This is a genomic window from Oceanobacillus sp. FSL K6-0127 (assembly GCF_037983385.1).
Lineage (GTDB): Bacteria > Bacillota > Bacilli > Bacillales > Amphibacillaceae > Oceanobacillus > Oceanobacillus profundus.
In genome coordinates, this window is sequence record NZ_CP150287.1 from 3661820 (window position 1) to 3674026 (window position 12207).

At 37.2% G+C, this 12207-nt stretch carries 9 protein-coding genes and 1 other annotated feature; of the genes, 2 read left to right on the forward strand and 7 right to left on the reverse strand.

Features of this window, described 5'->3' with window-relative positions:
- The first annotated feature begins 130 nt into the window (after positions 1-130).
- Complete coding sequence (locus MHH64_RS18035) at positions 131-769, forward strand: 2OG-Fe(II) oxygenase (RefSeq protein WP_240033811.1); 639 nt, start codon at positions 131-133, stop codon at positions 767-769.
- A 104-nt stretch (positions 770-873) separates the two neighbouring features.
- On the opposite strand, the gene MHH64_RS18040 is transcribed toward MHH64_RS18035, so the two are convergent.
- Positions 874-2286, reverse strand: coding sequence for a SpoVR family protein (locus MHH64_RS18040; protein ID WP_095310820.1), 1413 nt, complete (start codon positions 2284-2286; stop codon positions 874-876).
- A 245-nt stretch (positions 2287-2531) separates the two neighbouring features.
- Positions 2532-2790, forward strand: a binding site (T-box leader).
- Positions 2791-2855: 65 nt separating this feature from the next.
- Here MHH64_RS18040 and MHH64_RS18045 point away from each other — a divergent pair.
- Positions 2856-4055, forward strand: a complete 1200-nt coding sequence (locus MHH64_RS18045) for an MFS transporter (protein ID WP_340002131.1) — start codon at positions 2856-2858, stop codon at positions 4053-4055.
- 108 nt (positions 4056-4163) lie between these two features.
- Here the strand turns inward: MHH64_RS18045 and yhbH are convergent, their stop codons facing one another.
- The 6 genes from yhbH to MHH64_RS18075 all read right to left on the reverse strand — a co-directional run bounded on the left by yhbH (position 4164) and on the right by MHH64_RS18075 (position 12039).
- Positions 4164-5336: a sporulation protein YhbH gene (gene yhbH, locus MHH64_RS18050; protein WP_095310825.1), complete on the reverse strand. Its 1173-nt coding sequence runs from the start codon at positions 5334-5336 to the stop codon at positions 4164-4166.
- Between the two features lie 255 nt (positions 5337-5591).
- Positions 5592-7487, reverse strand: a complete 1896-nt coding sequence (locus MHH64_RS18055; protein ID WP_095310827.1) for a PrkA family serine protein kinase — start codon at positions 7485-7487, stop codon at positions 5592-5594.
- Between the two features lie 727 nt (positions 7488-8214).
- Positions 8215-9255, reverse strand: coding sequence for a hypothetical protein (locus MHH64_RS18060; protein WP_340002133.1), 1041 nt, complete (start codon positions 9253-9255; stop codon positions 8215-8217).
- Positions 9256-9562: 307 nt separating this feature from the next.
- A complete protein-coding gene (locus MHH64_RS18065) occupies positions 9563-9922 on the reverse strand; it encodes a DUF779 domain-containing protein (RefSeq protein ID WP_095310846.1) in 360 nt (119 codons plus the stop codon).
- A 28-nt stretch (positions 9923-9950) separates the two neighbouring features.
- Positions 9951-11471: an aldehyde dehydrogenase gene (adh, locus tag MHH64_RS18070; RefSeq protein WP_251659264.1), complete on the reverse strand. Its 1521-nt coding sequence runs from the start codon at positions 11469-11471 to the stop codon at positions 9951-9953.
- Positions 11472-11736: 265 nt separating this feature from the next.
- Positions 11737-12039, reverse strand: coding sequence for a heme biosynthesis protein HemY (locus MHH64_RS18075; RefSeq protein WP_095310851.1), 303 nt, complete (start codon positions 12037-12039; stop codon positions 11737-11739).
- Positions 12040-12207: the final 168 nt, after the last annotated feature.

Consider the following 12207-nt stretch of genomic DNA (forward strand, 5'->3'; position numbering starts at 1 on the left):
AACTGACCATTACCGATAATTAAAGAAGGTAATTTACAAAAGAAACAGATATTTATAGTATAATAATATTGGAGCACTAATCTAGAAAACTCTGTTCCGAAATTAAGCTCATTTGAGGAGTCGATGCACGTTGACAAAGGTACACGAACAAACTATTTTTCATCATATTGGAAATCGGTTTCAAACAGAAGATCGAGAGATTCATATCGTAGCTCGTCTAGAAGAACCACTCGTGGTAGTACTAGGGAATGTTTTGAGCGATGAAGAGTGCGACGAACTCATTCGATTATCAAAAGATAACATGCATCGTTCAAAAATCGGCTATTCACGGGAAGTAAATGACATTCGGACAAGCAGCGGTATGTTTTTTGAAGGCACTGAACACAGCATTCTGTCTACTATTGAAAAAAGAGTATCCAATATTATGAACGTCCCCGTAGAACATGCTGAAGGGCTTCAAATTCTAAATTATACGCCTGGACAAGAGTATAAAGCTCATTTTGATTACTTTTCAGCTACAAGCAAAGCATCCGAAAACAACCGAATCAGTACAATGGTCATGTATTTAAATGAGGTCGAACAAGGTGGAGAAACCTACTTTCCGGAGTTGAATTTTACTGTTTCTCCAAAAAAGGGAATGGCAGTGTACTTTGAATATTTCTATACCAATCACACCTTAAATGAACAGACCTTACATGGTGGAGCGCCCGTAATTGCAGGGGAAAAATGGATAGCCACACAATGGATGAGAAGACAAAGAGTGAGATAATCAATAATGAAATATACAGTAAAAGAGACTTAAACAGTCAAGTCTCTTTTACCTTGCATTAGCTCGCCCAACCTTTAATAATTTTTTAAGCCAATCTATCAATTCTATTTCCCTCGTTTTGATACTTCTCTTCCGTCATAGGTAAACACCGTTTCCCTTCCTTCAATTACCGTCTCCATATGAACTGGTCTTCCCCATAGCTGATAAACATATGGCATTACATGCTCTAAATAACGAATATCTAATTCTGTTCCTTCATACCCATGAACGAGATATAATTCACCGTTACGCAGATAATCTCCATCCTCCACGACGATATATGGAAAACCACCATTTACCCGAATCGATATGAGCTGATCCCTTACCTGTTCATAATCCTTCTGCGTAATCCGGTAATCTCTTCCCTTTTTCTCAAATAAATACATATCCTCCCGTTCGACAAGTTCCTTCGTTAAATAATTGCGGATAAATGAAATATCTGATTCAATCTCCCGAACCTCAAAAATTTTCTCCCTGCCGGCATTCGGCTTGTAACCTCGGTATTGCATTTCCTCAGTCGGATTATTATAACGTTCTTCAATATCTTCGAATATTTTTATTCCTAGATAATAGGGATTAATCGAAGTACGTGATGGCTGAACGACCCCAGCATTTAACTTGGAAAATTCAATCGTCTCATCAGTTGTTAAATCCATTTCTCTTAAAATTCTCTGATGCCAATAGGATGCCCAACCTTCGTTCATGATTTTCGTTTCGAGCTGTGGCCAGAAATAGAGCATTTCTTCACGCATCATTGTTAAAATATCACGTTGCCAATCCTCCAATTCACGACTGTGCTCTTCAATAAATAGTAATAGGTCCTTTTCAGGCTTAGGCGGCAGTTTTTTTAGTCGTTTTCTAACTTTCGGTTTTGGGTCGATTCGTTTCTCGTCTAAACTCCATAAATCGTCATATGGACTTTTTGTTCGTTGCTCTTCTTCCACTTCATCCTCGTCTACTATAGGTAGTTTCGAACGAATAATCGATGGATCGATGTGTTCTTGAATCGACAGAATTGCATCTAAGAAACTCTCCACCTCATCTTTCCCATACAGCATCTCGTAATCAGCAATTCGTTCTGCAGTAGCTGTCATGCTCTCAACCATATCTCTCCTCGTATTTGAGAAGCGCACATTGTTTTTGAAAAAATCACAATGAGCTAGTACGTGTGCGATAATTAATTTATTTTGTATCAAGCTGTTTGTATCGAGCAGAAAGGCATAACATGGGTCAGAATTGATTACTAGCTCATATATTTGACTTAGCCCAAGATCGTATTGAAGCTTCATTTTATGAAATTGCTTTCCAAAGCTCCAATGCGTAAACCGTGTTGGCATTCCATATGCACCAAATGTATAAATAATATCTGCTGGACAAATTTCATAACGCATCGGGTAAAAATCAAGCCCAAAACCAGTTGCAATTTCTGTAATTTCTTCAATTGCAAACTTTAGCTCTTTTGATTGTGTCAACTTCATCCCTCCACAAGTGCTTTATATAGTTTATGATATGTCAGAAGAAAAATGTCCAACAAATCGTAAGCCTCGGTAAACAGTTTATACGATTAAGCAAGAATCTAAAGAAGTTTTATATGTGACAGCATATACATTTATCACTTTCAATCGAAAAAATAGTAATAAATTTTAAAGGATCAATCATTTGATTTTTGTTCCTTTAATAATTCTTTTTTTATTCGGTCAATTATAGTAAAATAACTCTATATTAAAAGGCAATGAAGAGAAGAGTAAATGTGTTCAAGCATAACAGAGAACTCCAGTAGCTGGAAATGGAGGATGTAATAGCACATTGAACCAAAACTTAGAGCTGCACATAGGATTATTCTTATCGATTATGATGATGTGTCGGGTTCTCCCGTTATAGAGATAGAGTATATTTCGTACTCGAAAAGGTTTCTGTGGAGATACAGAAATAAACTGGGGTGGCACCACGAACTTCTAAATTCAAAGAGTCTCGTCCCCAAGGTTATTAACCTTGGGGGTGAGACTTTTTTGTTCGCAAAATAATTCTAGATTTAGGAGTTGATCTCGTGAAGTGGAAATACCCTCTTTTACTTTTGTTAGGAATCGGTGTTTCAAATTTAGGTGCATGGGTTTATTTAATCTCATTGAACTTAATTGTATTGGACATGACAAGATCTCCCTTAGCCATATCATTTCTTTATATCCTTATTCCAGTTGCAACTTTATGTACTAATTTTTGGGCTGGAAGTTTTATTGATCGAATAAACCAAAGAAGTTTAATGATATTCTTAGATTTAATTCGAGCAATATTTATATTTACATTAGCTTATATCGATTCACTAGTTCTCATTTATACTTTTGCTTTTGCCATTAATATAGCAAGCTCCATGTTTGCGCCAGCTTCTATGATTTATATGACAAGGGTGATCCCCAAAGACGATAGGCAAAGGTTTAATGCACTGAGAAACTTTATAAATTCTTGTGGTTTTATACTAGGCCCTTCCATTGCAGGGTTCCTCTTTATACTTGGGACTCCAAATTTAGCCATTCAATTAAATGCTATAGCATTATGTTTATCTGCAATCATTATTCTTTTACTTCCAAATCTAGAACGAAGAAAACAGGATGACCTTTCAGAAAAAGTTACCATTACTTTAATTGTAAATGACTGGAAAAAGATTCTTCGTTTTAGCAAATCAAATAGTTATGTGACTTTGATTTATGTTTTCTTTAGTGGAATTACAGTACTTATGACTGCTTTAGATTCTTTAGAAGCCGCATTCGCAACCGAAATACTTTCTTTATCTGAAAGCTCCTATGGATTCCTTGTAACTGTTGCAGGAATGGGAATTATTGTAGGATCATTCATAAACACTTTATTCACTAAACAATTAAAGCTAAATATTCTAATTGGTTTTGGTTCCCTTTTTACACCAGCTGGTTATTTAATCTTTGCTTTTTCACATAATTTCATCTGGGCCGCTATAGGATTTTTTACTTTAACATTTGCACTGTCATTTGCAAACACTGGCTTTTTAACTTTTTATCAAAATAATGTATCAGTAGATATTATGGGGAGATTTTCAAGTGTGTTAGGAATTTTAGAGGCTTTCTTAATCATTCTGTTTACAGCAACTATTGGGATAGCTGCTGAACTATTTGAAATCCGACTAATTTATATTATAGGTTGTTTTGTATTTTTAGTGCTAGGGTTTGTAATTTATTTGGTTGTATTCAATAAATCAAACAGCAACTACTATCATTAAGTGTTTCGTAATGATAATAGTTAGAAACAGAGGAATTCACACATTGGCTGTGTGAATTCCTCTGTTTGTATATTTTCCATCGATATAAACAACGAATTTCTTACTTTGTTAAACTGTGGCTGCACCTTTTAGGAAAAAGCTTTTCATCGCATGATAAACATCGCCTTTTTCCTTTAACACGTAATATCGAAATTTTGGATCATCAATATTTTTATATGCATTCATTAATGTGGAGTAACGGTTATACCCATTTACTTCTCCATAGCCAAACATATTGGAAACATCCATAATTTCTTTTACGAGCTTGATGCATGTTGCATTGTCTGAGCTAATATTTTCTCCATCTGAAAAATGAAATGGATAGATATTATAACGGGATGGACTAAATTTGTCTTCTATCAGCTCTAACGCTTTTTTATAAGCAGACGAGCAGATTGTTCCACCGCTCTCTCCCTTCGAAAAGAATGCTTCCTCTGAAACTACTTTTGCTTCCGTATGATGTGCAATAAATGCAAATTCCACTGTTTCATACTTTGTTCGCAAAAAGCGATTCATCCAAAAGAAAAAGCTTCGCGCCATATACTTTTCGAAATTTCCCATCGATGCACTCGTATCCATCATGGCAATGACAACTGCTTTTGATTCTCGATTAATCACTTCGTTCCATGTCTTAAAACGTAAATCTTCATTATAAATTGGTGTGATTTTCGCTTCTCCATCTCTTGCATTGCGTTTCAGTGCTGTTAAAATGGTTCGTTTTTTATCCACATTTCCCATTAACCCTTTTTTTCGAACATCATTAAATTCAATTTTCTCTGTTGTGATTTCTGCCGATTCCTTCTGCTTTAGGTTTGGAAGTTCTAAATCTGGAAATAGCGCATTTTCTATTTCTGCAATCGAAACCTCTGTTTCGTAATAATCGGTTCCTGGATTTTCTCCTGCCTTCTTTCCATTTCCTGCACCTTTTTGCCCGTTCGCATCCGCATTCGGATCACGAGCAATTACATCTCCTACTTCGGAATCGCCATTTCCTTGCCCTACATGTTTCGATTTTTCATAGTTATAACGTATCTTATATTCATCTAAAGATCGAATCGGAATTTTAATGACGTCTTTCCCATTGGACATAATAATATTCTCTTCACTAATAAGGTCTGGCAAGTTATTTTTGATCGCATCTTTCACTTTATCAATATGACGTTGCTGATCCTGATAACCTTTCCGATGGAGAGACCAGTTTTCCTGGGAGACAACAAAGTTATGCTCATTTTCTTCAGTCATTTGTATCCTCTCCTATTTGAATTTTCAATCTCTTATTATGAAAATATACTTTCTTTATACTATGCAGAGAGAAACAAGTTATTGCCACTAATTCAAGAAATCTAGTATAAAAACAAAAGAATAATCAATATTTCATTTATAGATATGCAGTTTTCATAAAGTTTATCTAAGTGCAGCCTCTCTCATATCAACCCTCCAAAAAGTGAAAACAGGACTAACATTAAGTCAGCCCTGTTCGCATTTTTTCTTCACACATTATCGATTTAGCAAACTACCAACATAGCGTAATAAATCGTTAGCAGACACAGAGTTATAGCCATGTTCATCGATGAGACGTGCAATGACTTCATTTATCTTTTTCAATTGTGACTCATCTGGTGTTTTCGATGATGTCGTAATTTTTACAACATCCTTCAAGTCTGCAAATAGTTTCTTCTGAATTGCTTCACGCAAACGTTCATGTGAATTATAATCAAATCGTTTTCCTTTTCTTGCATAAGCAGAAAGTCGAATAAGAATTTCCTCACGAAATGCCTTTTTCGCATTTTCTGAGATCCCAATTTGTTCCTCAATCGATCGCATCAGCTTTTCGTCTGGACTCATTTCCTCTCCAGTAAGTGGATCACGTAATTTATTTTTATTGCAGTACGCTTCCACGTTATCCAAATAGTTATCCATCAACGTTTTAGCTGATTCTTCATACGAGTAAACAAACGCTTTTTGTACTTCTTTCTTCGCAATCTCATCATATTCTCTTCTTGCTACCGCAATGTAATTCATATATTTTTCCAAGTCATCCTTTGAAATAGACGGATGTTGATCAAGTCCATCCTTTAACGATCGCAATACATCTAATGCATTAATCGATGGCACTTCCTTACGAATTATCGTTGAGGATATCCGGTTAATGACATAACGAGGGTCAATTCCAGACATTCCTTCATCCTGAAATTCCTTCTTTAACTCTTCTGTATCCACTTGATTAAACCCTTCAACACTTTCGCCATCATAAAGCCTCATCTTCTTCACAAGGTCAATTCCTTGTTTCTTCGATTCCTTCAATCTTGTCAGGATTGAAAATATCGCGGCAGCTCGAAGTGCATGTGGTGCCACATGAACATCCGCAATATCACTTTCTTTAATCATTTTCTCGTAGATTCGTTCTTCCTGACTAACTCTTAAATTATATGGAATCGGCATTACAATAATTCGAGAATGCAATGCTTCATTTTTCTTATTTGCTATAAAGGAACGATATTCCGATTCGTTGGTATGCGCCACAATAAGCTCATCAGCGGAAATTAACGCAAATCTCCCAGCCTTGAAATTTCCTTCTTGAGTCAAAGATAATAAATGCCAAAGGAACTTTTCATCACTTTTTAAAATCTCTTGGAACTCCATCATGCCTCGATTTGCCTTGTTTAATTCTCCATCAAAACGATATGCCCGTGGATCGGATTCAGATCCATATTCTGCAATCGTAGAGAAATCAATACTCCCGGTTAAATCAGCGATATCCTGCGACTTCGGATCAGATGGACTGAACGTTCCAATCCCAACACGTTTATCCTCTGAGAAGAATATTCGCTCCACCTTCACATCTTCAATACGGCCACCATACTCCTGATCAAGTCGCATTGTATTTAATGGTGATAAGCTCCCTTCAATTCGGATACCATACTCTTCATAAAAATCTTCTCGCAAATGCTGTGGAATTAAATGAAGCGGATCCTCATGCATTGGGCAGCCTTTTATCGCATATACTGCCCCTTCTTCAGTACGTGAATATTGCTCAAGTCCTCGCTTTAACATACTGACGATGGTCGATTTCCCACCACTTACTGGACCCATTAATAATAATATCCGCTTTCTTACATCTAACCTTTTAGCCGCTGGATGAAAATACTCTTCTACTAATCGTTCAATGGCCGTCTCTAATCCAAAAATTCCTTCCCCAAAGAAGTGGAACATTTTCTTATCGTCTTTTTCAGTAACCCCTGAGCTTTTAATCATATGATATACACGAGAATGTGCTGTCTGTGCGACTTCTGGTCTCTCTTTAACAATCTCTAAATATTCTTCAAATGTACCTTCCCATTTTAAACGATTTTCTTCTTCCCTATAGTCTCTCGCCTTATTTAATATATTCATCAGCTACTCCCTCCATCTATGCAGCGGTTTATATATCCTATGCACGGACACATCTTTTCATGCTTTGTATTCAAAAGCGGAAGCGCCCGGGTAGCGACGTACGGACTGCGCCCCGAACTTTGGGGTGGTTCGACGAGTCGAACATTCCTACGCAGGAGATAAAGGAAACATGCCCCTTTAGGGGTATGCCGATGTTAGGCGTAGCCTGATTTTAATCGGCCATCCTTTTACCTAGAGTCGATGTTGACTTTCACCGCCAGGGTATAAGTGCGACTAAGCCTCTGGCACAGCCAATCGCCAAGTCTTCTTTATCGTGTCATGAGGTGAGGGAAGTCTCGCTAGTCGTTGGGCGCTGGAGCTGGACTTGGCTATTCTACTTTGAAAAATAAATCAAGCTAATTATTATATTTGTTTTCCCTTAAAAAGGCGGGGAATTGTAATTTTCTCTTTAAAAGCAAGTTAATCTATATGAATCCAGGGTATGATATAATGCAAATAATCTAATAAAGGCTGGTGCACTAGCAGGATAAGAAGTTACTATGCAATCATTAATATCTGTTCCAATACAATGCGTCTCGTTATCTATTCACAAGATAAATCAGGCAGACTGCATGAGGTCGAAAATGTCAAATCAGTTGCCCGTCTTCTTTTTATAACTGACTAAATCCCATTTACATTGAACAAAAAACAACCCAGAGCTGATTATATCTGGATTGTTTTTCATTTACTATTTAATTATGTCTTGTATAGACTCGACCGCTTTTTCGATAACTCGATCTGTAATGATATAATGTTGTTCCAATTCTTCAAAAGCTTTACCTGCCTCCACTAAATCCTGAATCCCTTTTTTCATATACGATTTGTAATTACGATTCACCGTATCAATTTTCGTTGCAAACCTTTCATCAGTACCTGGAGTAACAGCTTCCACATACAAATCCACTACCTTTTCACCATCACGAGCTGGAAAAAATTCATGTGGATCCGTGCTATCAAATATACAAAATCCAAGCTCAAGGACGAGAACCATATCTAAGCTTTTGGGGTCAAAGCTACAATGATACAACTCCACATCATACCCACGCTCTTCACATGCTTTTGCAATTTTTTTCATAAAGGTTGATTTTCCAGTACCTGCTCTTCCTTTAATATAATAAACATTAGAAAGGTTTTCGATTAAATGCGGGACCTCATTAACAACTCCATTCGGTGTATTCGTACCAAATAAGCGGTGGTATACCTGCGCATCTCTATTCAAGGTTGTGGCTGAAGACAATAAACCTTGAATAAAAGTTTCGGCTAACTTATCCGCTCGTTCGAAATTCATTTCATTAATATAAATGGCTTCTAAATCATCATGAATTTTTAGACCTGTTGCAAAGTTTTCATAAGCTTTCTCTGTAAAATGATTCACCTTATCTTGTAGTTCCCCCTTTTCAGCTGTTGGTTGATGCTTCCCAGTTATTTGCTCTAAATCAAGTTCTATCCCCTTTGTCTCATTTAATGCAATGCGGTCGGTAACGATTGCTACAGATTTTTCTCGAATGATTATACCATCTAAATAGTTTCTGCCCAGAGGGCTTTTTAAAGCTTCTAGCTTATCCGTTGAATTATAGATGTCAATGAGCTTTTTTAAAATATTTGTTTTATACGTTTCAGAGGGATGCTTTAAATAAATAATTGTCTCTAATTGTTCTATGTTTGTCTGTAAGTAATTCACTAATCCCACTGCAGTATTACCACTCACATAATAGTTATGAATAGACAAGTTAACACATCCTTTTGGTCGTTTTTCCTAGTTTATGTATTGCCCAAATGAATGTGAATCATGTTCTACGACCATACATTTGCGAGCAGGTAATTTCTGGAGTTTATTGATACAAGAAGAAGCTGAGACAAAAGTATTTTTATGAAATAAAAACCGAACATGATTGGTGCAAATAACTCGCTCCGGAAATATACTTCGCGCATCCAGAGACGGCTGGAGTCTACGTATATTTCCAAAGCTAAGCTTATGCATCGTTCGTCTTTAACATTAATCACTTTTGTTATGTCCCAGCTTCTTCCCGTTCTTATTAACTGTTTGCTAACTGACGCATTTCATCTTCTGTAAATACACGAGATCTCGTAATAAATCGTTTCCCTTCCGGACCTTCTAATGAAAACATTCCACCTCTACCATCGATTGCATCAATAATGAGCTGGGTATGCTTCCAGTATTCGTATTGATCTTTTGACATGTAGAAAGGTGTATCGCCTATCTCTCCTAGTAAAACATCTGATTCTCCAGTTCGAAATTCTCCGAGTTGATAGCACATTGGTGAACTGCCATCACAGCACCCTCCTGATTGATGAAACATTAAAGATCCGTGAATGTTGATCAAGGTATTAATCAGACGTAATGCGTCCTCTGTAGCCGTTACACGTTCGACCATGTAAACGCCTCCCTTTATCAGACCCTATTTAGAATAATCCTGCTGGACCTTCACTATAGCTTATTAATAAGTTTTTCGTTTGCTGATAATGGCCAAGCATCATTAAATGATTTTCCCGTCCGATACCTGATTTCTTATAGCCGCCAAATGCTGCATGTGCTGGGTATTGGTGGTAGCAGTTTGTCCATACACGGCCAGCCTGAATTTCACGGCCAAATCGGTAAGCTATGTTAATATTACGTGTCCAAACACCTGCACCTAATCCATATAATGTGTCATTAGCGATTTCCATAGCTTCCTCTTTATCTTTAAACGTTGTCACGGAAAGAACAGGTCCAAAAATTTCCTCTTGAAAAATACGCATTTTATTATTCCCTTTAAAAATCGTTGGCTCGACATAATAACCATTTTCAAGCTCACCTTCAAGCCTGTTTACATTGCCACCAATCAGGACCTCTGCACCTTCCTGTTTTCCGATATCCAGATAAGATGCGATTTTTTCCAATTGCTCGTGTGAAGCTTGTGCCCCCATCATTGTTTCCGTATCTAGCGGATGACCAATTTTAATTTGTTTTACGCGATCGATCACACGTTCCATAAATTGATCATAGATCGATTCATGGACCAGAGCACGAGACGGACATGTACAAACCTCACCTTGGTTGAGTGCAAACATAACGAAGCCCTCCACCGCTTTATCCAAGAAACCATCATTTGCATCCAGTACATCCTCAAAGAAAATATTTGGTGATTTGCCACCAAGCTCCAGTGTAACAGGGATAATATTTTCAGATGCATATTGCATAATCAATCTTCCGGTAGTTGTTTCCCCTGTAAATGCTACTTTGGAAATACCAGGGTTCGTAGCAAGTGGTTTTCCTGCTTCAACACCAAATCCATTTACAATATTAACAACACCTGGTGGTAACAGATCTTGAATAAGCTCCATGAACACATGGATGGAAGCCGGTGTTTGTTCAGCTGGCTTCAGTACGACACAGTTCCCAGCAGCAAGTGCCGGCGCTAGCTTCCATGTTGCCATCAGCAATGGAAAGTTCCAAGGAATAATTTGTCCGACGACACCAAGTGGCTCATGAAAGTGGTATGCTACTGTATCATCGTCAATCTGACTGATCCCACCTTCTTGTGCTCGGATAACACCTGCAAAATATCGAAAATGATCAATAGCAAGCGGTATGTCTGCAGCTAACGGCTCTCGGACTGCTTTTCCATTATCCCAGGTTTCAGCGACTGCCAGCTTTTCTAAATTTTCTTCCATGCGATTGGCAATCTTATTTAATATATTTGAACGTTCTGTAACAGAAGTCTTTCCCCAAGCGTCTTTTGCTGCATTAGCCGCATCAACTGCAGCCTGAACGTCTTCTTTTGTAGAGCGAGCAATCTCACAAAATACCTTGCCCGTTACGGGACTGACGTTTTCAAAATACTTTCCATTCATCGGTGGCCGGTATTCCCCTCCAATAAAATTATCATAACGCTCCTTGAATGTGACGATTGAACCCTCTGTATTTGGGTTTGCATACCTCATACTCCATTCCTCCTCTTATATTGTAATGATTTACAAATACATGCTGAAGAATCATGTTGTATTCCCTATTTTCAATTATATCGGTATTATCAGAATCATTCAAATAAATCTGGTGGATTCGCCTAAAAAAACCTTAATAAACTCAACATTGCCAAGCCTTTAGGCGAATCTCTTAGTTGCACTTATGCAAGATAAGAAAGTTTATACTTTCTTATCTGCTAAAAAAAAGCTGTGACCAATCTTCCCGTCACAGCTTTTCCTAATTTTAATGATGATGGCTATGCCCTTTTGATGGGTTGGTAATCACAAATCCTTCGTTGTTCACAAAGAAGTATTGAATCCAAATTCCATCTAAAAATTCCTCACGTGTATCAAGCAATATATCAACATCTTTATCTGTTTTCACAATTTCATCATGCTCTGTTGGTGTATCTAAAGAAATACCATAATGTGCATGATCACCGTGCATATGAGAAATATTTACTCGGATCATTTTGCCTTCTGCTTCTTCTTTTGCCAGCATTTCCTTTAGCATTTTTGCTGCATTACGATTTATTTTACATTTCATGTTCTAGTCTCCAATCTATTATGCATCTGTTGTACAAGTATATATTATCCCATGAAATCGATGAAAATCCTAATATTTCAGACTGGCTTTAGGGAGAATTAAAAAAATCCCCATTCATTCGGAGATTTTTCTAATTATTTCTTCCATGACTTATAATCGCCTTGTAAA

Excerpts from the sequence above, each read along its gene's own strand:
- yhbH (WP_095310825.1), bottom strand. The coding sequence starts at position 5,336 with ATGACTGAAGAAAATGAGCATAACTTTGTTGTCTCCCAGGAAAACTGG.
- MHH64_RS18065 (WP_095310846.1), bottom strand. The coding sequence starts at position 9,922 with ATGGTCGAACGTGTAACGGCTACAGAGGACGCATTACGTCTGATTAAT.
- MHH64_RS18040 (WP_095310820.1), bottom strand. The coding sequence starts at position 2,286 with ATGAAGTTGACACAATCAAAAGAGCTAAAGTTTGCAATTGAAGAAATT.
- adh (WP_251659264.1), bottom strand. The coding sequence starts at position 11,471 with ATGAGGTATGCAAACCCAAATACAGAGGGTTCAATCGTCACATTCAAG.
- MHH64_RS18075 (WP_095310851.1), bottom strand. The coding sequence starts at position 12,039 with ATGAAATGTAAAATAAATCGTAATGCAGCAAAAATGCTAAAGGAAATG.
- MHH64_RS18055 (WP_095310827.1), bottom strand. The coding sequence starts at position 7,487 with ATGAATATATTAAATAAGGCGAGAGACTATAGGGAAGAAGAAAATCGT.